The sequence below is a fragment of the Mucilaginibacter aureus genome (genome assembly GCF_053514885.1).
In genome coordinates, this window is the sequence record NZ_CP170601.1 from 4365115 (window position 1) to 4389234 (window position 24120).

Consider the following 24120-nt stretch of genomic DNA (forward strand, 5'->3'; position numbering starts at 1 on the left):
TTACTAACTTCTGTAGCTTTTTTTGTCGGCCCCGGCGAGCTGTTTTTGTAACTTTTTTGTGGATAACAAGGGCCAATGTTTATAAGTAATGCTAACAGCGGGACACCTTAATAATTAACTTTGTTTTAAGGGTATCGAACATGTTTAGGCATCATTTAATCATCCCTAAATGATTGAAGAATAAGCATGTTAACTACGTGACCCGACTGTAAAATTTCATAAAAAATTACTGAGTTGTTAGTTAAATAGGTTGTTATGTACAACAGCCCGGTAAACTCGTCGACTCTAAAATGTACGAGGAACACACAAAAGATAAAGGATATATGAGCCAGGAAAACGAACTACTGCTGAGAGAAAACAAAGACCGCTTTGTAATCCTCCCCATCAACTATCCCCAGATATGGGAAATGTATAAAAAGCACGAAGCAAGTTTCTGGACCGCTGAGGAGATCGACCTTGGCGATGATATGAAAGACTGGAACGCCATGAATGATGGCGAGCGTCATTTTATATCGCATATACTGGCATTTTTTGCAGCAAGCGATGGCATTGTGAACGAAAACCTGGCTGTTAATTTTATGAGCGAGGTGCAGTTGCCAGAGGCACGTTGTTTTTATGGTTTCCAGATCATGATGGAGAACATCCACTCAGAAACCTATGCCTTGTTGATAGACACTTATATTAAGGACCCTGCCGAAAAGAACCGTTTATTCCACGCTATTGAAACGGTGCCTTGTGTGAAAAAGAAAGGCGAATGGGCATTAAAATGGATAGAGAACGGCACCTTCGCCGAAAGGCTCGTGGCATTTGCTGCTGTTGAGGGTATTTTCTTTTCGGGAAGCTTTTGCTCGATATTCTGGTTAAAAAAGCGTGGTTTAATGCCTGGCTTAACCTTTAGTAACGAATTGATAAGCCGCGACGAGGGTATGCACTGCGAGTTTGCCTGTTTGCTGTACAAAATGCTGAACAACAAATTGTCAAAAGAAGCGGTAAACACCATTATTATGGACGCGGTTGAAATTGAAAAAGAATTTATAACTGATGCGTTGCCTGTCGCCCTTATCGGGATGAACGCCAAACTGATGAGCCAGTATATTGAATTTGTGGCAGACAGGTGGCTGGTTGAATTAGGCTATGATAAAATATACAATGCTGCTAATCCATTTGATTTTATGGAAATGATATCGCTGCAAGGCAAAACCAACTTTTTTGAAAAACGGGTTGGCGATTATCAAAAAAGCGGCGTATTGAACAATGATGCAAAATCACAGGCTTTTTCATTAGATGAGGATTTTTAACACCACAATAACACTGACCGAATAATTATTTAGAATACACACTCACCACTCACCAAATAACTACTGACGATATGTATGTAATCAAGCGCGACGGAAAAAAAGAAACGGTAAAATTTGATAAAATTACAGCCAGGATCGAGAAACTGTGCTATAGTTTAAATCCTGAATTGGTTGACCCTATAGACGTGGCCCAAAAGGTAATTGAAGGTTTGTACGATGGTGTAACCACATCCGAACTGGATAACCTTGCCGCCGAAACAGCCGCATCGTTAACCACCAAGCACCCCGATTATGCTTTGCTGGCATCGCGTATAGCGGTATCAAACTTACATAAAAACACAATCAAATCGTTTTCTGAAACGATGCGCCTGTTATACAACTACGTTGATAAAAAGACTGGTAAAAATGCCGCTTTATTGGCCGACGATGTTTGGGAAGTGATAGAAAAAAATGCCGAGTTACTGGATAGTACTATTATCTATGACCGTGATTTTGGTTTTGACTACTTCGGTTTTAAAACCCTCGAAAAATCATACCTGTTAAAAGTTGATGGTAAGATAGCCGAGCGCCCGCAGCATTTATTTATGCGCGTGTCGGTTGGTATCCATAAAGAAGATATTGACAGCGCTATCAAAACCTACAATCTGATGAGTGAGCGCTGGTTTACACATGCTACGCCAACCTTGTTTAATGCAGGTACACCCAAACCGCAAATGTCATCATGCTTTTTGTTAACCATGCAGGATGATAGCATCGACGGTATTTACGATACTTTAAAACAAACTGCCAAAATTTCGCAAAGCGCCGGTGGTATCGGTTTAAGCGTACATAATGTGCGTGCAACCGGTTCATACATCAGCGGCACTAACGGTACCAGCAACGGTATTATCCCAATGCTGAAGGTATTTAATGATACCGCGCGTTATGTTGATCAGGGTGGCGGCAAGCGTAAAGGCGCCTTCGCTATTTACCTGGAGCCTTGGCATGCGGATATATTTGAATTTTTAGATCTGCGCAAAAACCACGGTAAAGAAGAAATGCGTGCCCGTGATCTGTTCTATGCGCTTTGGGTATGTGATCTGTTTATGAAACGTGTGGAAGAAGATGGCAACTGGAGCCTGTTTTGCCCGCACGAAGCACCCGGATTACACGAGTGCTGGGGTGAAGATTTTGAATTGCTGTACACCCGTTATGAGCATGAGGGCCGCGCACGCAAAACAATTAAGGCGCAAGAGCTTTGGTTTGCCATATTAGACGCACAGGTTGAAACCGGTACACCGTATTTGTTGTATAAAGATGCTGCCAACAGCAAATCGAACCAGCAAAATTTAGGTACCATTAAAAGCTCGAACCTGTGTACCGAGATCATCGAATACACTTCGGCAGATGAAGTAGCTGTTTGTAACCTGGCATCGTTGGCGCTACCCCGTTATATTACCAACGAAGGCAGATTTGATCACGAAAAACTATACGAGGTAACTTACCAGGTAACTTTGAACCTGAACAAGATCATCGATCATAATTATTACCCGGTTGTTGAAGCCAGTAACTCAAACTTCCGTCACCGCCCGATAGGTTTGGGTGTACAGGGTTTAGCCGATACGTTTATCAAATTGCGCTTACCGTTCGAAAGTCCGGAAGCACAGCAACTAAACAAAGAGATCTTCGAAACCATTTATTTTGCAGCGATGACCGCTTCGAAAGACCTGGCTGTTAAGGATGGCGCTTACGAAACCTTTAAAGGTTCGCCGCTGTCAAAAGGTAAGTTCCAGTTTGACCTGTGGAACGAAAAACCTGCAAGCACCCGCTGGGATTGGGATGGACTGCGTACCGAAGTTGTTAAAAACGGTGTACGTAACTCACTATTGGTTGCACCGATGCCTACTGCGTCAACATCGCAGATATTGGGTAACAACGAGTGCTTTGAACCATATACTTCGAACATTTACACCCGCCGCGTATTGAGCGGTGAGTTTGTTATCGTTAACAAATACCTGCTGCGCGATCTGGTGAATATGGGCCTTTGGAACAACGAAATGAAGAACCAGATCATCAGCGCCAATGGTTCGGTACAGGATATTGCCGAAATACCACAGGAGATGAAAGACCTATACAAAACCGTATGGGAGATCAAGATGCGTACCATTATCGATATGGCCGCCGACAGGGGAGCGTATATCTGCCAGTCGCAATCGCTTAACCTGTTTGTAAGCTCGCCAAACGCATCAAAATTAACATCAATGCATTTTTACGCCTGGAAAAAAGGTTTAAAAACAGGTATGTATTACCTGCGTACGCAAGCTGCATCGCAAGCGGTTAAGTTTACGGTAGAGAACCAGGGCGGTAAAAATATGGATCCGGTAATCCCTGACCACGTAACCGAAATTGCCGACGAAATTCCGGCAGGGCCAACCTGCTCGATGGAAGAAGGCTGTGTAACCTGCTCTGCCTAAGTAACAAAGAATAGTTAAGTTAATTGAGTTGTCGTTATACCAATAACGGCAACTTTTTTATTTTACATAAACCTGTACATAAGCAAACAGGTTTATGGTACTTTTGCGGCATGGATAACCATTCAAAACACGAAACCATCAGGTGTGAGCGTTGCAACACTGCTTTTGAATGTAAGGCCAATAAATTCAGCCAGTGTCAGTGTTCTACAGTACAGCTGACATTGAACGAGACACAGTACATTAGCGAGATGTACGATAGCTGCCTTTGCGCGAGCTGTTTACGTGTGCTGCAGCAGGAATATATATCAACAATTCAATAATAAAGAACGGTCATGCCGGATTTATTTCGGCATCTCATCATGCAAGTCTGCTTGCTGCCTTTCACGAGAGATCCTGAAACAAGTTCAGGATGACCTATTTAATTATCTATGACTAAAAAAGAATACTTTTTCCGCATACTCATATTAGGTTTTTTAACTGCCTTAGGTCCATTCTCCATAGATATGTACCTGCCGGGTTTTAAAGATATAGCCCGGGATCTGCATACCGATACCAACGAGGTTTCGCTGTCATTAAGCAGTTTCTTTATCGGCCTGGCAGCCGGTCAATTGCTGTACGGACCGTTATTGGACAGGTTTGGTCGTAAAAAACCGTTGTACGTTGGTTTAGTGCTCTATATCGTAGCATCGGTAGGCTGTATGACGGTGACATCCATTAACGGATTAATAGCCCTGCGTGCTGTTGAGGCGATAGGAAGCTGCGCTGCCGCCGTAGCCTCAATGGCCATGGTACGCGATCTTTTCCCGGTTGAAGAAAATGCCAAAGTGTTTTCGCTGCTGATGATCATTGTAGCCCTTTCGCCAATGCTGGCACCGGCCGTGGGTACTGCAGTAACTGCAGTGCTGGGCTGGCGATGGGTATTCGTTATCCTGTCGGTAATTGGTTTTTTCACATTGATAGCTTCGATATTTAAGCTACCGGTATCATACCAGCCCGATAAAAGCATCTCGCTAAAACCATTGCCCATCATCAATAACTTTATCCTGGTGTTTAAAAATCCGCAGTTCTACACCTACGTTTTTACCGGATCGCTGGCGTTTTCGGGCTTGTTTGCCTACGTGGCCGGTGCTCCGCTGGTTTTGATGGATGTTTACCATTTGAGTAAAGATGCCTTCGGGTATATTTTCGCAGGCATGTCAGTATCGTTTATCGGCTGCAGCCAGCTAAACACTTTGGTGTTGCGTAAATATAAAAGCGAACAGATTGTAAAAGTAGCAGTAGTTGCACAGGTAATAGTGGGCGTGTTATTTGTGGTGTCGTGCATCTTCAATGTGGTAGGCTTGTGGGGTATTCTTGCGTTTATCTTCCTGTCGTTAAGCTGCCTGGGTTTTATCAGTTCGAATACTTCGGCTCTGGCTTTGGCGCCTTTTGCCAAAAACGCGGGGAGCGCGTCATCAGTGCTTGGCGCATTGCAATTAGGGCTGGGTTCGCTTACTTCGGGTATTATCGGTTTGTACAAGGTGCCGAACGCGGTGCCGCTGGCCAGCATTATGGCTATCTCATCGGCTTTAGCTGCAATTGTATTGTTTATCGGCAGCCGCAATATCAAATACAAAGTTGAAGCCAGTGAGGATGCTGCTGTGATGGTGCATTAACCTTATGGTACAGGATGGTGGATAAGTAAAGGTGTATTACTTTTAACTATCCGATTAAAACCATTTTCATGAGGTACTTTAAGCTTTTTATTGCTGTAACATTATGGCTTTCGCCGATGTATTTATCCGCGCAAAGCAAAAGAGAACTGTTGGCGCCAAAACCCGTATTCAGCGACCCGGTTTATGATGGTGCAGCCGATCCGACTATCATCTACAATAAAAAAGATAAGCAATACTGGATGTTTTATACCAACCGCCGTGCAAATGATAGAAACGCGGTGGGCGTAACCTGGGTACACGGCACACGCATCGGTATCGCCACATCGCCCGATGGTGCTAAATGGACCTATAAAGACACGGCCAATATCAATTATCGTCCGGTTGCCGAATACACCCACTGGGCGCCCTGCATTATTGAGGACAAAGGCTTATACCATATGTTTTTAACCTATGTGCCCGGTATATTTGCTGATTGGAACCACCCGCGCAATATTATCCATTTAACCAGTACCGACCTGCTGAACTGGAAATATATCTCTACCCCGGATTTGGTTAATGATAAAGTGATTGACCCGGATGTGATTAAAATGCCGGACGGCACCTTCCGGATGTGGTACAATAATGAAAAGGATCACAAATCAATTTATTATGCCGATAGTCCGGATTTGAATACCTGGACCGACAAAGGCAAAGCTATCCATGATATGCCGGGCGAGGGCCCTGTTGCTTTTAAATGGAAAGGGCATTACTGGATGATTGTAGATAACTGGAAGGGGATGGGCGTATACCAAAGCGATGACCTGTTAAACTGGAAACGACAGGAAGAGCGCCTGGTTGAAAAACCCGGTAAAGGTAAAGATGACCAAGCCATTGGCGGCCATGCTGATGTTGTGGTTAACGGCGACCGTGCTTACGTGTTTTATTTTACACACCCCGGCCGCGGCCCGAAAGAAGCTATGCCTGCTGATAGTAACCATGATACGCGCCGCAGTGTGATACAGGTTACCGAATTGAAATATAAAGAAGATGGCACGATAACCTGCAACCGTGATGAACCAACCTATATCAATCTGAAGAAACAGTAGGTTCGGTAAAATTATCGATAGTGTTTAAAACTCGGTAAAACGCGCTGTACAATTTTCTTAATTCATCCGGTTCGGTAATACCTTCTTCAATATTTAATTCAAGAAAAGCATGTCTGTGGTCACTATGTTCAACAGAATGCATGTGGATGCCGAAGTCGAAGTCGTCTAATTTTTCAAATACATCTCTTACATCTTTGTGATCGAACAAGGCTTTTACCTTGGTTTCGTCGTTGGTTTTGATGATCAGGTGCTTATCAAGGTCGCGGTAGCCAACTTCAACATCCTGCATACCTAAAAACTTGCCGATATCATCTATAAACCCATCGCGGTGCACGGCAAATTTAAAACCTTTGGTATCGGGTATTTCGGCACTAAAGGCAGTGTTTTCATAGCCGCCTTCAAAGCCGCCGCCCAGGTCGATCTCGATGATCAGGTCCACTTTTTTGCCATCCTGATTGATAACGGCATTGTAATCATAAACATCCTGTTCTTTATTCAGATCGGCTTCAACCAGTTTCCAAACTTCAGCTTCGGTTTTCCCGGTAAATACTTTTTGATCTTCCATTGTAAAAGGTTTGTAAAACAGTTAACATTTAACCACAACAGATGTTTTTTAAGTGTTTTGATACCGGCAATTATTTACCGGCACCTTTTAATGTTTCGGTTACCTTGCCACACTCGCTCATGCTTTTACCGTAATATGGGTTTTTTATGGTTTCAGATTCGCTTACCCACGACTCCTTTTTCATCGGGCAATATTGGATATAAACAGGGTTGCTATTGCTCTTAAATTCCTTCAACACCGAATACATATTTTTTGACAGGCTCGCAAAATGTTCGCGCTGGTGAGCAATAGCGGTCGATTCGCCAATGTGGTCGCCATCAAATCTTAACTTTTCGCTGTATTTTAACCACACAGATTTTTGTTTTGCCTCCAGCTTAGCAGCGTTTACCTCTTTCAGGGCGGCGGTAAATGCTATAGCTTTTTGATTGGCCAGCTTACTGTCATCATCGGCAAGAGCGTTCTTTATTTCTAAATAGGCAGCCAGTACTTTATTGATAGATGAGTTGGTATCGGCTTTTACAATGTTGATAGTTAACAACAACAGCGCTGTGATAGCGTATTTAATAGTTTTCATGGTTGGGCTTTTAATAATTTTACAGCATACAAAATTAAATTAAAGCGCGTAATATATACTATGCATATTACGTTTTTAATGTACCCCCCGCAGTCTGTATTTTATTTATGACAATTAGTGCTGTCCCCAATAAAAACGATAATTTTACCAGACCAATATCAATATCCAATGAAACCACTTTACAAAAAATATAGCGCGTTAGCCGGCATAAAGCATTTAGCTGTATTGATGGCATTTTTAGTAGCGATACCTGCATTAGCACAGGACACCACTAAACATAAAAAATTTACGCAGATAAATGCAGAGGCATTTGGCGATAATACAAGGCACTGGTACGGGATATTTGATAAAAACAATATCATAAACCCCTTACCGGGAAGACCAAGGTATAAGGCAAGCCAGATAACCGAAGTGGCCGATAATATTTTACTGTTTCAAAAAAGCAACGGTGGTTGGCCAAAGAATTATGATATGCTGGCTATCCTGTCCGACTCGCAAAAAGACAGCGTACTGCGAGCCAAAGATGAGCATAATACCACCTATGATAATGGCAGCACTTATACGCAGGTTGCTTGCCTGGCCAATGTATATAGTGTAACCCAGGTTGAAAAATATAAAACTGCCGCTATTAACGGATTGGAATTTATACTGGCCTCGCAATATAAAAACGGTGGTTGGCCACAGTATTATCCTTTAGAAACCAATTACAGCCGCTGTATTACTTATAACGATGGTGTGTTTGAGGGTATCATGGAGCTTTTGCAGGATATTAAGGATAATGAGCCGCAATATGCTTTTATAGATAACAACCTTCGCGAAAAGCTTGTTGACGCTTATAACAAAGGGCTGGCCTGTGTTATTAAAACACAGATAAATGATATGGGTAAACCAACTGCGTGGTGCCAGCAGTATGACGAGGTGAAACTAACACCCGCCTGGGCACGCAAGTTTGAACCGCCAAGCATTTGCAATGGCGAAAGTGCCGACCTGGTGCTGTTTTTAATGCGGATAGATCACCCCAAACGCGCTGTGGTTGAAGCGATACAAAATGCCGTGGCCTGGTTTGATACTTCCAAAATTTATTATACCCGTGTTAAAACTATTTCGGCACCACGTTTGGTTACCCCATTCCGGGTGTCGGTAACTGATAGGGTAACTGTAGAGGATACCACGGCACCACCAATATGGACACGTTATTATGAGCTAAAAACTCATAAACCCTTATTCTGTAACCGGGATAGCAAAGTAGTTTATTCGTTAGCTGATGTTGAACGTGAGCGCCGTGATGGTTACGGCTGGTATACCTACAATCCGCAAAAGGTATTGGATAAATACCCGGAATGGCAGCAAAAATGGGCGCCGGGAAAAAATGTACTGGCTAATAAGGCTGCAAACTAAAGTTTACTGCCAAAGTAAACTGAACGCGTACAATCCTGTCGCCGATAAAGCCTGGTCTCCATTTGGGCATGGCTTTTACCAGTCGCTCGGCTTCCATAACCATGGTAGTTGAAGGTGCCGTTAAGGATTTGATATTACTGATGCTGCCATCTTTCTCGATCACAAAACGTACCAATACTTTGCCCTGCCGATTATCTTCACGGTCGCGGGTTGGGTACTGCATATTATCATTAATATACCGCTTTAAAGCGCCATCGCCACCTGGAAAACTAGGCATGATATCAGCATGGGTATAAATCTCATTGCTGAGTTTGATGGAATCGGCCCTGAGCTTCTTTTTGATCTTTGCCGAATCGACAAGCTTTGGTTTTTGCGCATTTGCAACTGATACGCAGCAGATCATGAATAAAATAAACCAGTACTTTTTCATTTTACCTCATCAATTTTTCCCAATGCTATAATTAACAGGCACTGTAAATTTAACCCGAACAGCTTTGCCTTTTTGGATACCAGGCTCCCATTTAGGGCTTAATTGCAAAACCCTCACAGTTTCGGCAGCAAGTGTTTCTGACGGGGAACGCATAGGTAAAACGGTTTTAGGTTTAATATTCTCTTACCAGCAACTGATCGGCAAATTCTTTCAATATAGCTTTACGCTCAGCAGGCAGGTTGATAGCTTCAAAACTTTGCATAGCGCTACGGGCATATTTATTCATCTCGTTTTCGGCCTGCCCGCGGATGTTTAAAGCCGCATAAATACTTTTAACTGCATTTACCTTTTCTGTAGCGTCAAAATCAGTTGCGGCAAGCCAATAGTTTAGTTGAGTAAGGTTATCGCCTTTAGCCAGTTCGAGCGCCTTAATGAGCAGGTAGGTTTTTTTGTTGGATAAGATATCGCCGCCAACCTGTTTGCCAAACTTTTCCGGATCGCCGTATACATCCAGGATATCATCCTGTAGCTGAAAGGCGATACCCAACTGTTCACCAAAATTATAGAGTAGAGTAGCTTCTTTGTCACTGGCGCCGGCAATGAGTGCGCCGATTTTCATTAATCCGCCAAGCAAAACAGCCGTTTTAAGCCTGATCATGTTAATATATTCGTCAACCGCAACGGTATCGCGGCTCTCAAAGTTCATGTCTATCTGCTGGCCCTCGCAAACACCGGTCGCTGTTTCGTTAAATACATCGAGTACCGGGCGCAAAATACTGTCATCAACCAACATCATCAGGCGGTTTGCTTCAACCATCATCACATCGCCCGAAAGGATGGCTACATTGGTGTCCCACTTTTCGTGCACGGTGGGTTTACCGCGTCTGAGCGGTGCCTTGTCCATAATATCATCGTGCATCAGGGTAAAGTTGTGAAACACTTCGATACCGATTGCGGCCGATAAAGCTTTTTCAACATCACCACCAAACAGGTCGCAGGCCATTAACAGTAAGCATGGGCGCATACGTTTGCCACCAAGCGACATGATATAATCTATCGGTTCATAAAGTTCGATAGGGTTGTGGCCGTATTTTTTTGAGGCTAAAGTTTTAGTTACCAGTTGTTGCAGGTCGGTTATAGAATGCATAGAGTATTATAGTCTTGTTAATCCTGAACCAAAGTAAAATCGATCTGCTTTTTGGTCAGGTCAACGTTTTTAACCTTTATTTTCACTTCGTCGCCAAGCTGGTACGTTTTCTTTTTACGCTGGCCAATGATAGCGTAGTTCTTTTCATCCAGGGTGTAAAAATCATCCGATATATCGCGCAGGCGTATCATGCCTTCGCATTTATTTTCGATGATCTCGACATACATACCCCATTCAGTAACGCCCGAAATGATGCCGGTAAAGATATTCCCAACCTGTTCTTTCAAATATTCGGCCTGTTTGTATTTAACCGAAGCGCGTTCGGCATCAGCGGCTTTTTTCTCCATTTGTGAGCAATGCAGGCACAATACTTCGTAATGCTCGGCATTTACCGATTGACCGTGCTGCAGGTAATGTTGCAGCAGGCGATGTACCATTACATCCGGGTAACGGCGGATAGGAGAGGTGAAGTGTGTATAATACTCGAAAGCTAAACCGTAATGGCTGGTTTTTTTAGTGGTATAGATGGCTTTGGCCATAGAGCGGATAGCCAATTGCGTTAACACGTTCTGCTCTTTTTTGCCTTCCACATCATCCATTAAATAATTGAGCGAGCGGGCAATTTCCTTGTCGGATTTGGTATTGATCTTATACCCGAACCGGGCGGCAAACTGCGCAAAGTTTTGTAAGGTTTCTGTTTTTGGCGAATCGTGCTCGCGATAAACAAAGGTGTATTTGTGTTTGCCTGTACCCAATTTGGCTACATATTCGGCCACCTTACGATTGGCCAGAAGCATAAAATCTTCGATCAGTTTATGGGCGTCTTTACGTTCTTTTACGTAAACACCTATAGGTTTTCCTCCGTCATCAAGTTTAAACTTAACTTCTTTGGTTTCGAAGCTGATGGCGCCATTTTTAAATTTACGGGCGCGCAGTATGTAAGCCAGCTTGTTAAGCAGGTTAATTTCTTTTAAATAATCGCCTCCCTGGTTTTCTATAATGGTTTGTACATCTTCGTAAGCGAAGCGTTTATTGGAGTGGATGATCGTTTTTCCAAACCATTGATCGATGATATGCGCTTCCTCGTCCAACTCGAACACGGCCGAAAAACATAATTTATCTTCGTTAGGACGCAGTGAACACACGCCGTTTGATAGACGCTCCGGCAGCATGGGAATCACACGGTCCACCAGGTACACAGAGGTAGCGCGTTCGTACGCTTCTTTATCCAGGGCCGAATCGGGAATGATATAGTGGGACACGTCGGCAATGTGTACGCCAACTTCGTAATTACCATTATCCAGGTAACGCACCGAAAGCGCATCGTCAAAATCCTTGGCATCAAAAGGGTCGATGGTAAAGGTAAGCACATCACGAAAATCGCGGCGTTTGGCTATCTCTGCTTCGCTGATGATCTCGGGTATTTCATTGGCTTCGTGTTCAACCTCTTTAGGGAACGACAGCGGGAAACCATATTCGGCCAGGATGGCGTTCATTTCGGTATCGTTCTCGCCCTGTTTACCCAACACATGTTTAATGCGGCCAATAGGATTTTTTGCTTCAGCAGGCCAGTCGGTAATTTCGGCTACAGCCTTTTCACCATTTCGTGCACCATTCAGATCGGGCAGCGGAATAAAGATGTCATGCATCATCTTCCGGTCGTCGGGGATGAAAAATGCAAAACGCTCCGAGAGTTTTACAATACCTGTAAACTCCATTTTGTGGCGCTTAATGATCTCTATCACTTCGCCCTCTTTACGCTTGCCTTTGCTTTTGGCATACACGTAAACCTTTACCCAATCGCCGTTAAGGGCATTACGCAGTTTACGCGGGGCAACAAAAATATCAGTTTCCGATTCATCATCTGTGATGATAAATGCCGAGCCATCATTGGTGAGATCGACCTTGCCTTCAATAAAAGTTTTAAGTTCGATGAGTTTGAAACTGCCGGGCGATACTTCTTTTAAAGTTTGTTTAAAGGCCTCGTCTTTGAGTATTTCGAGAATAACAGCTTTTGAGGCCGGTTCTTTAATATTGAGTTTTGCAGATACCTGCTTGTAGTTTAACGATTGATTGCCATTTTGTTCAAACACATCGAGCACTAACTCCGTGAGCACTTGTTTGATACTGTTATTGGCTGATTTTTTAGACATATATATAATTTACACCCTAAAGGTATGGTATTTACCCGTTTTAACTTTAACGGAAAGGTAATATTTAGTTGTACGGCTGCATTTTACCGCAATTACAGGCGCAGTTGACATCTTTAACGCCAAGCATTGACAGAAAATGCTGGTAAAAACCAATGCGGTCGGTCATCCCGAAAACGGAATCACCGTGATTGCATTCAATTTCGCCGTTAATGATGTTGATGGTCATGCCGAAGCCGGGCGCACGATTTTTAGAGATATCATCGGCTTTGGGTTTCCAGTTGCCTACCATCACATCATGAGCCGATGGTTTATAAGTTACGGGCGTCATCCAGAAAAATATGGCAGCTTTAAAAGCCACTACGGCATTGGTTGACACCAGGTCGGGATTGTTGAGTAAAATGGTTTTATCACCAAAAATACAATCAGAAGCATAACCATAATTGCCATTATAACTTAACTGCAAAGGCCCGCGGCCATAATAGTTTTTGCCTTTAACGGGAGGATAGGCATCATTATCGGATATATAAACGGCGTTGGTATTTAGTTCGTGAGTATACATTAGCCCATCGTCGTATTTACCGTTCATGCCGTGGCGGGTTTCGTGGGCAACGTTGGCAAAAAAGGCAGCCAGTTCTTTTTTGTTGGTCAGCATATCTTTTTCGGCACAAAACGCACCATAGTCAATACTGACAAAACTATACGGACGTTTTTGCGCCCATGGCTCGTTCCAGTCTTCATCCTGGCGAACGACAACCGATTTGCCTGTGCGCTTATCAGTACGGGTAACTTTGTAAATAGATACTTCGCGTTTTTCAACTTTAAGTTTGATCTGGCCAATTTCTTTTACCGCCTGTATAAAAGCCTGGTAGGTATAAAACTTATCCCGTAACGGAAACATTGCATTAAAATCCTTCTCGGTAAAATAAGCTGCTACGCCCTGTACAGGCGGAACTGGCTTTATAGCCGAACCACATTTAAAGCTTAATAGTAGCATAAGAGGAAATAAGAGCAGGTATTTCATTTTTGATTTCGTATTTAAACAAACGCGAAAGGCAAAGGTAGCTTACTTTTGGCAATATGCATAAGTCAACATTTGCGGCACAAAGTTTTAAACATCTGTTTTTAATCTAAACCAAAATCATAATTTCGAAATGAGAATGAAGATCTATACCAAAACAGGAGATAAGGGACATACCTCGTTGATAGGGGGCACGCGCGTGCCTAAGCATCACCTGCGCATTGAAAGTTATGGTACTGTTGATGAGTTAAATTCGTATATCGGGCTGATACGCGATCAGGATATTGCTGCAAAGTACAAAACGATATTAAAGGAAGTACAGGACAGACTGTTTACCATTGGTGCAAGTTTGGCGTCGGATCCGGAAAAATCAAAGATGAAGATACCCGATCTGCATTTAACTGATATTGAATTGCTTGAACATGAAATTGACCGTATGGATAGCGAATTACCCGCCCTGCGTCATTTTATTTTGCCCGGGGGCAGCAATGCCATATCTTTTTGCCATATTGCGCGTTGTGTATGCAGACGTGCGGAGAGGCTAACGGTACATTTAAGCGAAGAGAGTTTTGTTGAAGAGAAGGTGGTAATTTACCTGAACAGACTGAGCGATTACCTTTTTACTTTGGCCAGAAAAATTGGCAATGAACAACAAGTTGCTGAAAATGAATGGATACCAAGAGTTTAGATGGTAAGATTTTATTTGAAAAATAATTTGATAATCAAATTGAAAATATTATACTTTTGCAAAAAATAGAAAAATAGAAATTTAGAAAATATGTATTGGACACTCGAACTGGCATCGCACTTAGAAGATGCACCATGGCCCGCAACAAAAGATGAATTAATTGATTATGCTATTCGTTCAGGTGCGCCTGTTGAGGTTATTGAGAACCTGCAAGCATTGGAAGACGATGGGGAGCCGTATGAAAATATAGAAGAAATATGGCCTGATTACCCTACAAAAGATGACTTCTTTTTTAACGAAGACGAGTATTAACCGATTTTACTTTGGTAAATAATTTAACTGGTTATTAATTTTAATAGCTTTTTGATTAAATTATTGGTAAATATTAGCCCTGGCAAGTTATGCCGGGGCTTTTTTGTTTATTGGATCCGGTATTACAACAGCTTTGGAATAGTTTTAGCCTGTGTAATGATATATAAAAAATTAAATATATTATTATGAGAGGTTTACTTTACATTATAGCTGTTATCCTGATCATAGGATGGGCTCTGGGAGTTTTTTACTATTCGGCTGGTAGCCTGATACACGTATTGCTGGTTATAGCTATTATAGCTTTACTGCTGGGCGTTATCCGCAGGGCGTGATTGTAGATGGAAGATGTGATAGGTAAGATGGAAGATGTAATGAATTAACCACATCTTCCATCTTACCTTTTCCATTTTACATATTCAAAAGCATTTCGGCAATAGCTATATCTTCTGGAAAGGTAATTTTGATATTGGTATAGGTACCCGGCACAATATTGATGTTGATGCCTAATTGCTCAACAACGCTGGCATCATCGGTAAACCGGGGTTGATATTGCTGCTGGTAGGCCTGTCGTAAAATGTCCGACTTAAATACCTGTGGTGTTTGTACCAGATAGATCTCATCGCGAATCAAAGCTGCGGATAGCTCGTTTTTAACCTGACGGATGGAGTCGCGACTTTGTACAGCGACTATACAATTGCCATTTTGAGCAGCATACCGGTAAGCTTCATCAATAACACCAACACTTGTTAACGGGCGAACTGCATCATGCACGGCAATTACGGCATCGCCATCTATCAAACTTAAACCATTTTTTACCGAGTGAAAGCGGGTTTGGCCACCGCTAACCAATTGGTGGGCAATAGTAAAATGATGTTCCGCACACAATTGTTGCCAGTATTGGTGATAATTTTCAGGAAGCACCACAATAATTGACGGCTGTGATTCACTATTGTGAAAGGCCATGATGGTATGCATCAATACCGGTTTGCCGTTTAACAGCAAAAACTGTTTAGGCACGGCTGCCTGCATACGTGTACCGGAGCCACCGGCGACGATGATTACCGCGTATTGCGTATTGTGTATTGCGTATTGCGACATTGTGTTGTATAAAAAGGTGAGATCGAAGCGTAATTTACATTTATCAAATAAATATTACAATTTCGGTCTCACCTGTTTACATATTGCATATCGGTCTTAATACGCAATACGCTTATCTCAATACTAATTAGATGATCAGCATCGCATCGCCGTAGCTGTAAAAGCGGTATTTTTCTTTTACTGCAACTTCGTATGCATTCATCACATGTTCGTAACCGCCAAAGGCACAGATCATCATCAACAAGGTCGACTCTGGTGTGTGGAAGTTGGTGATCATCGAGTTAGCGATGCTAAAATCGTAAGGAGGGAAGATAAACTTGCTTGTCCAATCGTTAGCGGCTTTTAAAGTTTTGTTTGCCGATACGGCCGATTCGATAGCGCGCATTGAGGTAGTACCTACGGCGCAAATGCGGCGTTTGGCTTCGATACCCTTGTTTACTATATCGGCTTGTTTTTGCTCGATAATAAATTGTTCCGAATCCATTTTGTGCTTGGTCAGGTCTTCAACCTCAACCGGGCGGAAAGTACCTAAACCCACGTGCAGGGTTACTTCGGCAAATTCAACACCTTTTAATTCAAGGCGTTTCATTAACTCGCGGCTAAAGTGTAAGCCCGCGGTTGGCGCTGCAACAGCACCTTCGTTTTTAGCGAAAATGGTTTGGTAACGCTCTTTATCTTCTTCGGTAGCTTTACGCTTAATATATTTTGGCAGCGGTGTTTCGCCTAAGATCTCCACATTGCGTCTAAATTCTTCATCGGTACCATCAAACAGGAAACGGATAGTACGGCCGCGAGAGGTTGTGTTATCTACAACTTCGGCAATTAACAAATCGTCATCACCAAAGTATAATTTATTACCTACGCGTATTTTACGGGCCGGATCAACCAAAACATCCCATAAACGCAGTTCTTTATTCAGTTCGCGCAGTAAAAACACCTCAATGGTAGCACCTGTTTTTTCTTTGTTGCCGTATAAACGGGCAGGAAATACCTTAGTGTTATTAATGATCATCACATCCTGATCATCAAAGTAATTCAGAACGTCCTTAAATATTTTATGCTCAATTTTTCCAGAGTCACGATGTAAAACCAATAAGCGCGATTCATCCCTGTTTTCAGATGGTGAATGTGCAACTAATGAATCGGGTAAATCGAATTTAAACTGAGATAATTTCATGTTTATAAAAAAGAATTTTAGGGCGCAAATGTATTAATAATTTATGATATGTTAAACGCGCATTTTTATTACAAATATCGGGTGGTATTGTTTAAGCATATTTTTGGTTGCACGAAGATAAATTATGAAGGTTTAAAAACAATTACCCGGAAAAAATACCGGGTAATTGTATTATAAATAATATCAATTTATTGCTGAATGTAACTTCTCGCTGATGAGTAATAGTTCAGTAACCTGAAAAATATCATTTTTTACATTTTTAAAGCGCCGGTTCATATCTTTTATTTCTTCTTCCAGCCGGTCGTGCTCCAGGTATAAAAAAGTTTCACGGTTTTCAATATTGTTTTTCAGGGTTTTATCCAGGTTAGCCTGATGGGTAATTACCTCATCTTTAATGATCTGCTTGTGCAGGCATACACGTTTTAAATTATCATTAATCAACTGTACGCGGTTAACATGCTCCTGATGCAGCGATACCGCGAAATACTTTTCGAGCAGGATGTGTAAAAATTTAGTTTCATCATCAAAAAATAACATATCGTCTAACCAATGTTTGGTAGCAACATAAATTTGCTGTAAGCCTGGTACCTCCTGTACGTTTGCTTGTATTAGTACTTGATCTTCCATGATGAGTTAATTAAAGTTAATGGTTGTATAAAGTTACAACAGGAAACAGCCGACCGTGTCATTTTAATTTAATGAAATGGGGCCTGCCATCAGCCGGGAACGATTGCACAGATTTTGCAGATCGTGGTATGTGAAAGAGCACTGTTTTACAGATATTTGATTTATTAAACCTTTATAAAAACCCTATAAGTAAATGAGAATAAAACAAAAGCTAACCTGGAGCTTATTGGCCATTTTATGGTTAACCGGCGTTGCGAAAGCGCAAACCGGCACGCCTTACAACGTTAAACAGTTTGGTGCCACCGGCGATGGCAAGACCATAGAAACCAAAGCCATCAATAAAGCCATTGAAACCGCAGCTGCTGCAGGTGGTGGTATGGTTTATTTCCCGGCAGGCAACTACCAGTGCGGGTCTATTCATTTGCAAAGTAATATTTCGCTGTATATTGACCAGGGGGCTACCATTATTGCAGCCGAAGCAACCAAAGAGGCCGGCTACGATGACCCTGAAAAGATAGTGACCAATGAATATGAAGACTTTGGCCATCGCCATTGGCATAACAGTTTGATATGGGGAGAAAACCTGCACGACATATCAATTTTAGGTCCGGGTACCATTTGGGGTAAGGGTTTGGAGCGCACCAATCATATTGATAAGATGAAAGGGGAAGAAGATATGAATCCCAATAAATCAATAGCCTTGTACAAATGCCGCAACATTATTATCCGCGATATTTCGATACTGCATGGCGGTTGGTTTGGTATACTGGCTACTGCTGCCGATAACATGACCATTGATAATGTGAAGATGGATACCAACCGCGACGGTATGGATATTGACTGCTGCCAAAATGTGCGCATATCAAATTGCAGTATTAACTCACCGTTTGACGACGGTATCTGCCTCAAAAGCTCTTACGGTTTAAATACCGGCCGCGCTTGCGAAAATATCACCATTACCAATTGCCAGGTAAGTGGTTTTGATGAAGGATCGTTTTTGGATGGTACTTACAAGCGCACCGTAAAATACAATGGCGGCCCCACAGGGCGCATTAAGTTTGGGACAGAATCAAACGGCGGATATAAAAATGTGGCCATATCTAATTGTGTATTTGTGTATTGCCGCGGCCTGGCTTTAGAGAGTGTTGATGGTGCACTGATGGAAGATGTATCGATCAATAATATCACTATGCGCGATATTGTAAACGCGCCGATATTTATACGCCTGGGCGCCCGTATGCGTGGCCCGCAAGGCTACCCAATTGGCACAGCTACCCGCATCAGCATAAGCAATTTAACAGCTTACAACGTAGATGCGATGCAGGGAGCCATTATTGCCGGCTTGCCGGGTAACGAAATTAATGACCTTACCTTAGATAATATACATATTTACTTTAAAGGCGGCGGAACAAAGGAGCAAGCCTCAATTGTAGTTCCGGATCAAACAAAACTATATCCCGAACCTAAAACTTTTGGTATCACACCATCGTACGGGTTTTACATCAGCCATGTAAAAGACTTGAAAATGAGGAATATTGAAACTAATTTTATTGCTGACGATATGAGGCCACCGTATTTTTTAGAATTTGTTGATGGTGCCGATTTTCAGCATATCCGCGCCCAGAAAGCAATAGGTGTACCCACCTTCAGGCTTAGCCAGGTAAAAAACTTTAACATATTCAATACCGAACAGGTGCCCAACACCAGGTTAGCTTCGGCCGATAAAAAAGATCTTTAAAACAGGTAACCGGGGCATACCTTGATGTCCCGGTTTTGTTTCTAAATCTATCCTTTCTTTTAATTTTAATGACAATTAAATTACTCATTAGTTAACCATTAATGAAATAATCTGTATTTTGCGCCGTTAGTATTTGATTAATATTTCATTTATTGCAATAAACAAACCGAAAGGTTAACTATCTGGTAACCTTTGTGTACAAACTTGCGTATAAATAGCACTTAATTAATTTAACTTATGGGAAAGCGTTTTTTGTGGGTAACATGTGTTTCATTAGTATTATCTTTTGTCATCATCAGCTGGACGTCAGCCAGGATTTTAAAGTCATCTTCGGATAAAGCAGTAAAAACCTATTCAGGTGGAAGTCCGGTAGCATCAGCACAACTTTTTTCAAATTACATCAGTAGCATTTACCAATCGGCAAAATTAGCCGACGCAGGTATGGATAGTACGGTGTTTGAAAAAGCCGTAACCGGGTTTTTTAATTTAAAGATGGCCAATAAACTGGCATCAGATTGTTCGGTAGTAACGGTGGTTGATCTGGCTAAATCAAGCTGCAGCAAACGCATGTGGATAGTGGACCTGAAAAAAATGCAACTGGTATTAAATACCTGGGTTTCGCATGGCCAGGGTAGTGGTGGCGATATGGCTACCAATTTTTCGAACGAAGTAGACTCATACCAAAGCAGTTTAGGTTTTTATGTAACCAATAACGTTTATCGGGGCAAACATGGTGCTTCGGTGCGCCTTAACGGTATGGACGAGGGGTTTAACGATATGGCCAGCAAACGTGATATCGTGGTGCATGCTGCTCCTTATGTAAGTCAGAGTTCGATTAACCAACTTGGCCGTTTAGGCCGTAGCCAGGGATGCCCTGCAGTATCGCCAAAGGTTATTACACAGGTTATCAATACCATTAAAGGTAAAACCATGCTGTTCATCAACGGCAACGATAGCAATTATACCTCAAAATACCTTGACCGCGATGAAGCCGCAAATTTTGCCTTCAACCAGGGAAATGGCGGTAGCCAAGCCACCGCCATGTTGTAATTACACGGTAGTAAATTTTTGCATGTGTGCATAAAGCACAATATCCTGTGCGTAAACGTCTTTACGGTATTGGATGGTTCCGGTTTCATCAACCCAGCAGGTAATGTAGGTGATGTAGACCGGAACTTTGGGCGAAACCGCTAAACTGGTTGGAGTAGTATTATCCTTGTTGATGTTTTCGATGATGGTTTGATATTTAGGCCCATCGCCAAACAAGGCCCGGGCAAAATCCAGTGGTTTTTCCAGGCGTACACAACCATGGCTTACAGCACGCATATCCTGTTTAAAAGGTGCCTGGGTTGGCGTATCGTGCAGGTAAACATTGGTGGCATTATTAAACAAAAACTTGATCTTACCTAAGGCATTATCGGCGCCGGGTTGCTGTTTAAATTCGTAAGGCGAATCATCTTTTTTTACCTGGCTCCAGTCGATCGTTTCCGTATCGTCAATTTTCTGTCCGTTTTTGTATACATCGATGTTTTTATTCGACAAGTAATAACGGTCCTTGGCAGCCTCAACCATGATCTCTTTACTGGCTATACTTTGGGGTATATTCCATATCGGGTTAACCTCAGCCACGTAAATCAAGCTGTTTAACTGTGGCGTTTCGTGCGTAAAGGGCCTGTCTACCTTGTCGCTGTCATCATATTCAACCAGGCTATTTTCATGGTCTTTATTGCGGCCCTCGCCAACGCAAACCTTCATATTTAGTGTAGAGTGCCCGTTTTCAATCAGGTTAAGCTGGTAATCGGGGATGTTAACCATTACGTAACGGCTTTCGGTGGGTTTGTTTTTCCAGCGCAGACGTTCCAGATTAACCACTAAAATACGCTGAGTTTCTTCTTTGCTCATACCCGGCGCCAACTGACCACTTGCCAGGGCTTTTTGCAGCGCTATGTATTGCGGGTTGCGCGGTTGAATGGCATCCAGATAGTTTTTAAAATTGCTTACCGCGAAAACGTGGCTCATTGAAGCGCTATCCGGACGAATGGTTTTGGTAAAGTAATTGGCATAGATGCGTTTAGGGTTCATCAAACCATACTGTAAAGCGTTAGAGTAGCTGATGAGCGAATTGGCCACCAATAGCTCTAATTCGGCCATACATTGGTAAGCCTCGGCGGTTGATTTGATCGCGCGTTTATCATTAAACTTATCTAATAATACCTTGATGTGATTGCTTTGAAACATCGCAGGCTCGAGCCCATGCTCGGCAGAACGATCCAAAACCGCGGTCAGGTTGTTAATATCACCATTGGGCAGATGATCCATCACGAAGTTAGGGTCGTAATCATTTTGTGCATACCAGGCGGTAATTACCTTTGAATTAGTTAAAGAGGCCTTTTGCTGCTCTATTACTTTTTGAAATACTGCGGCAAAACCTTCGGGGGTAACATCTTTAAAAAACTTATTATGTGTTTTTTTAAAGAGTACATCGCCCATATCCGAGCGTGATTTTTTATGGCAACTTTGAAAAGTGAACAGGACCGCTACAAGTAAGGAAAGTAGTACGGGCCAAAAAACATGTTTAGCTTGATTAGGGATAGTCATACGGTGTTATAATTTAATTTATTAACCGTATGCAATTGCTATGCCATCAAAAAAACTATGGGTTAAAATTGGGTAAGCTGCCAGCGCAGGCGGTCAATCTGGTCGCCTATTAACTGTACGTTTTCGGCGGTGAGCTCTTCGCGCGAATATTCTTCGAGCATCCAGCCGCTGCCATCGCGGCGGATATAGCCTATAAATTTATGATCGAGCGAAATGCGATAATAATCTTTTTGCAGCTGTTTTACTTTCATCAGCTTATTGCCGCTAAAAGGTATGATATGTTCGTCCATCAGGGGTTACTCGATTATAAGGTTGTATTTGATCAATAATCCCGACAAGGTGTGTGAGCTGAATTTGGCCCGGGCCATGGTATTATTTTCAGGATCGATGTTAAAGTTTGTGGCCGAAGAAAGATCGGCGCTTTTTAAAATAGTACGGTTAAAGATAGTGCGGTTAAGATCACAGTTCCTGAAAACGGCATTGGTAAGATCGGCTTCACTAAAGTCGGATTCGATGAGGGAGCAATCCTCAAATAAAGTGCCTTTTAAACGCTTTTTCTGAAATATGGTATACTCTAAAATACATTTGGTAAAGCTTACCGCGAAGGAAAAGTTGTTGCTGGCACTGAAATTAACGCCGGTAAATTTACAATCGCGAAAAGCAACCTCCTGGAAACCGGTGTTGATGAGTTTGGCCAGCGACAGGTTGCAGGTATCCATGCTGCAATTGATAAAGGTAATTTGCGACAGGTTAGCGTAAGAAAAATCGCAATTGATGAAGGTACAGCCTTCAAATATGCGATCGCGGCCCTCAATTTCGGATGCTTTGATGTTTTTGTAAACCTTGTTTTCGTGTACCAGCTGTTCCATATTTGCTGTGGTAAATATCCGTATTTTTTTTGAGGAGACTATATTTAGATATCAACAGGATTGTACAGGATGGGGGTTACCTGAATAGTGAATAGTTTTAGACAACCAATTATTATCAGAAACCTATTTATGCAAAAGTTTTTTACCTGTGCATCAGTTATTGTGCTTTTAGGCTTGTCAGGGATAGCATCGGCACAAATTACACCACCTGCTAACAACCAACAGCGGAGATCACCCAGGCCGGATACCATCATCAGCAATAATGGCTTAAAAGGCCACCTCAATGCGCACGACCCATGCATGATCAAAGCCGGGGATACCTATTATGTGCTAACTACTGGTATGGGCATTAAATCATCAAAAGATATGGTGAACTGGACCAATTTGGGGCCGGTGTTTGATAAAGGGATGACCTTTTCGTGGTGGAACAATGATATCCCCGGCAAGGTAGGCCTGTGGGCGCCTGATATCCATTATGCCGATGGGAAATACCATTTGTATTATTCGGTATCAGCCTGGATGAACTTTAAATCGGGTGTGGGGTATGCTACCAATGTTACGCTGGATAAAAACAGCCCGGATTATAAATGGGTTGACGAAGGGCAAATAGTTAACTATAAAAACGGTGGCGACAGCGTGAACTGCATTGACCCTAATGCTTTTAGGGATGCTGATGGAAAAGAATACCTGGTTTATGGCTCCTACAAAGGCGGCCTGCGCCTGATAGAGCTCGACCCGAAAACAGGCAAACCAAACAGCGATAAACCGGAACTGTATACCATTACCACCAAACTGGGTGAAGGAAGCTACATTATTAAAGGACCGGAATATTATTACATTTTTGCTTCGCGCGGAAAATGCTGCTCGGGTATACAGAGTACTTACCAGATCGTTGTAGGGCGCTCAAAAAGTGTTAAAGGGCCTTATTTAAACAAGGAAGGCAAAAGCTGGATAGATAATAATTACTCGGTGTTTTTAGCCGGCGATTATGACGAACCCGGCCGCGGCCATAACGGTTTTTTTGCACAGGGCGATACTACTTACATTGTGTACCATGCTTATACGCGCGCTTTTAACGGGCAATCGTTGCTCAATATTAAGCCGTTGTATATGGATAAGGATGGCTGGCCGAGTTTGAACCCGAAGGATAAACTTTTTGAGATGCCAGAGTTTGAAAAGAAAGTATTTGCGGGCAAATAAGCTCAATTTATATATCTCGCAAAGGTGCAAAGGCGCC

At 42.5% G+C, this 24120-nt stretch carries 25 protein-coding genes; 12 read left to right on the forward strand and 13 right to left on the reverse strand.

The annotated features are described in order from the left end of the window. Positions 1 to 290: 290 nt before the first annotated feature. From ACFGVR_RS18680 to ACFGVR_RS18700, 5 genes are all read left to right on the forward strand, one after another. The gene (locus ACFGVR_RS18680; protein WP_448698928.1) at positions 291 to 1298 is read left to right on the forward strand and encodes a ribonucleoside-diphosphate reductase small subunit; all 1008 of its coding nucleotides are present in this window, start codon (positions 291 to 293) and stop codon (positions 1296 to 1298) included. A gap of 71 nt (positions 1299 to 1369) precedes the next feature. Further along, positions 1370 to 3751: a ribonucleoside-diphosphate reductase subunit alpha gene (locus tag ACFGVR_RS18685; protein WP_448698930.1), complete on the forward strand. Its 2382-nt coding sequence runs from the start codon at positions 1370 to 1372 to the stop codon at positions 3749 to 3751. Positions 3752 to 3861: 110 nt separating this feature from the next. Then, complete coding sequence (locus tag ACFGVR_RS18690; RefSeq protein WP_448703047.1) at positions 3862 to 4071, forward strand: cysteine-rich CWC family protein; 210 nt, start codon at positions 3862 to 3864, stop codon at positions 4069 to 4071. Between the two features lie 108 nt (positions 4072 to 4179). Continuing rightward, entirely contained in the window at positions 4180 to 5406 is a 1227-nt protein-coding gene (locus tag ACFGVR_RS18695) for a multidrug effflux MFS transporter (RefSeq protein WP_448698932.1), read from the forward strand. A gap of 68 nt (positions 5407 to 5474) precedes the next feature. Then, positions 5475 to 6491, forward strand: a complete 1017-nt coding sequence (locus ACFGVR_RS18700; protein WP_448698933.1) for a family 43 glycosylhydrolase — start codon at positions 5475 to 5477, stop codon at positions 6489 to 6491. Here ACFGVR_RS18700 and ACFGVR_RS18705 read toward each other — a convergent pair. Both ACFGVR_RS18705 and ACFGVR_RS18710 read right to left on the reverse strand, forming a co-directional pair. Beyond that, positions 6472 to 7056, reverse strand: a complete 585-nt coding sequence (locus tag ACFGVR_RS18705; RefSeq protein ID WP_448698935.1) for a hypothetical protein — start codon at positions 7054 to 7056, stop codon at positions 6472 to 6474. The two genes, ACFGVR_RS18700 and ACFGVR_RS18705, sit on opposite strands and share 20 nt — an antisense overlap. Before the next feature lie 70 nt (positions 7057 to 7126). After that, positions 7127 to 7630 carry a DUF3347 domain-containing protein gene (locus tag ACFGVR_RS18710; RefSeq protein WP_448698936.1) on the reverse strand — a complete coding sequence of 168 codons (504 nt, stop codon included), beginning with the start codon at positions 7628 to 7630 and terminating at the stop codon, positions 7127 to 7129. Between the two features lie 168 nt (positions 7631 to 7798). Between ACFGVR_RS18710 and pelA the strand changes: the two genes are divergently transcribed. After that, positions 7799 to 9028: a pectate lyase gene (gene pelA, locus ACFGVR_RS18715; RefSeq protein ID WP_448698937.1), complete on the forward strand. Its 1230-nt coding sequence runs from the start codon at positions 7799 to 7801 to the stop codon at positions 9026 to 9028. Here the strand turns inward: pelA and ACFGVR_RS18720 are convergent. The 5 genes from ACFGVR_RS18720 to ACFGVR_RS18740 form a co-directional block, all read right to left on the reverse strand. Beyond that, positions 9009 to 9458 (reverse strand): energy transducer TonB, encoded by a 450-nt coding sequence (locus ACFGVR_RS18720; protein WP_448698938.1) that lies wholly within the window; start codon positions 9456 to 9458, stop codon positions 9009 to 9011. The genes pelA and ACFGVR_RS18720 overlap by 20 nt on opposite strands. Before the next feature lie 9 nt (positions 9459 to 9467). Next, on the reverse strand, positions 9468 to 9611 hold the full coding sequence (locus ACFGVR_RS18725) for an energy transducer TonB (protein ID WP_448698939.1): 144 nt from the start codon (positions 9609 to 9611) through the stop codon (positions 9468 to 9470). Positions 9612 to 9630: 19 nt separating this feature from the next. Beyond that, positions 9631 to 10605 carry a polyprenyl synthetase family protein gene (locus ACFGVR_RS18730; RefSeq protein WP_448698941.1) on the reverse strand — a complete coding sequence of 325 codons (975 nt, stop codon included), beginning with the start codon at positions 10603 to 10605 and terminating at the stop codon, positions 9631 to 9633. A 17-nt stretch (positions 10606 to 10622) separates the two neighbouring features. Further along, entirely contained in the window at positions 10623 to 12758 is a 2136-nt protein-coding gene (gene rnr, locus ACFGVR_RS18735) for a ribonuclease R (RefSeq protein WP_448698942.1), read from the reverse strand. A 64-nt stretch (positions 12759 to 12822) separates the two neighbouring features. Further along, positions 12823 to 13752 (reverse strand): chitinase, encoded by a 930-nt coding sequence (locus ACFGVR_RS18740; RefSeq protein WP_448698943.1) that lies wholly within the window; start codon positions 13750 to 13752, stop codon positions 12823 to 12825. Between the two features lie 163 nt (positions 13753 to 13915). Between ACFGVR_RS18740 and ACFGVR_RS18745 the strand changes: the two genes are divergently transcribed. From ACFGVR_RS18745 to ACFGVR_RS18755, 3 genes are all read left to right on the forward strand, one after another. Then, positions 13916 to 14464, forward strand: a complete 549-nt coding sequence (locus ACFGVR_RS18745; RefSeq protein WP_448698944.1) for a cob(I)yrinic acid a,c-diamide adenosyltransferase — start codon at positions 13916 to 13918, stop codon at positions 14462 to 14464. A 90-nt stretch (positions 14465 to 14554) separates the two neighbouring features. Continuing rightward, entirely contained in the window at positions 14555 to 14776 is a 222-nt protein-coding gene (locus tag ACFGVR_RS18750) for a DUF2795 domain-containing protein (protein WP_002996718.1), read from the forward strand. Positions 14777 to 14961: 185 nt separating this feature from the next. Next, the gene (locus tag ACFGVR_RS18755) at positions 14962 to 15108 is read left to right on the forward strand and encodes a lmo0937 family membrane protein (RefSeq protein ID WP_448698946.1); all 147 of its coding nucleotides are present in this window, start codon (positions 14962 to 14964) and stop codon (positions 15106 to 15108) included. Between the two features lie 76 nt (positions 15109 to 15184). Here ACFGVR_RS18755 and ACFGVR_RS18760 read toward each other — a convergent pair whose 3' ends face one another. The 3 genes from ACFGVR_RS18760 to ACFGVR_RS18770 form a co-directional block, all read right to left on the reverse strand. Then, complete coding sequence (locus tag ACFGVR_RS18760) at positions 15185 to 15874, reverse strand: 2-C-methyl-D-erythritol 4-phosphate cytidylyltransferase (protein WP_448698947.1); 690 nt, start codon at positions 15872 to 15874, stop codon at positions 15185 to 15187. 127 nt (positions 15875 to 16001) lie between these two features. Beyond that, entirely contained in the window at positions 16002 to 17051 is a 1050-nt protein-coding gene (queA, locus tag ACFGVR_RS18765) for a tRNA preQ1(34) S-adenosylmethionine ribosyltransferase-isomerase QueA (protein ID WP_448698949.1), read from the reverse strand. 183 nt (positions 17052 to 17234) lie between these two features. Beyond that, complete coding sequence (locus tag ACFGVR_RS18770) at positions 17235 to 17678, reverse strand: hypothetical protein (RefSeq protein ID WP_448698951.1); 444 nt, start codon at positions 17676 to 17678, stop codon at positions 17235 to 17237. A gap of 193 nt (positions 17679 to 17871) precedes the next feature. Between ACFGVR_RS18770 and ACFGVR_RS18775 the strand changes: the two genes are divergently transcribed. Then, positions 17872 to 19416 carry a rhamnogalacturonidase gene (locus ACFGVR_RS18775; protein ID WP_448698952.1) on the forward strand — a complete coding sequence of 515 codons (1545 nt, stop codon included), beginning with the start codon at positions 17872 to 17874 and terminating at the stop codon, positions 19414 to 19416. A gap of 237 nt (positions 19417 to 19653) precedes the next feature. After that, complete coding sequence (locus ACFGVR_RS18780; protein ID WP_448698953.1) at positions 19654 to 20466, forward strand: murein L,D-transpeptidase catalytic domain family protein; 813 nt, start codon at positions 19654 to 19656, stop codon at positions 20464 to 20466. Here the strand turns inward: ACFGVR_RS18780 and ACFGVR_RS18785 are convergent, their stop codons facing one another. From ACFGVR_RS18785 to ACFGVR_RS18795, 3 genes are all read right to left on the reverse strand, one after another. Continuing rightward, positions 20467 to 21906, reverse strand: coding sequence for a L,D-transpeptidase family protein (locus tag ACFGVR_RS18785; protein WP_448698954.1), 1440 nt, complete (start codon positions 21904 to 21906; stop codon positions 20467 to 20469). It lies immediately after the preceding gene. A gap of 170 nt (positions 21907 to 22076) precedes the next feature. Further along, the gene (locus ACFGVR_RS18790) at positions 22077 to 22304 is read right to left on the reverse strand and encodes a hypothetical protein (RefSeq protein ID WP_448698955.1); all 228 of its coding nucleotides are present in this window, start codon (positions 22302 to 22304) and stop codon (positions 22077 to 22079) included. Positions 22305 to 22310: 6 nt separating this feature from the next. Next, complete coding sequence (locus tag ACFGVR_RS18795; protein ID WP_448698956.1) at positions 22311 to 22883, reverse strand: pentapeptide repeat-containing protein; 573 nt, start codon at positions 22881 to 22883, stop codon at positions 22311 to 22313. Between the two features lie 129 nt (positions 22884 to 23012). Between ACFGVR_RS18795 and ACFGVR_RS18800 the strand changes: the two genes are divergently transcribed. After that, positions 23013 to 24083: an arabinan endo-1,5-alpha-L-arabinosidase gene (locus ACFGVR_RS18800; RefSeq protein WP_448698957.1), complete on the forward strand. Its 1071-nt coding sequence runs from the start codon at positions 23013 to 23015 to the stop codon at positions 24081 to 24083. The last annotated feature ends 37 nt before the right edge of the window (positions 24084 to 24120 follow it).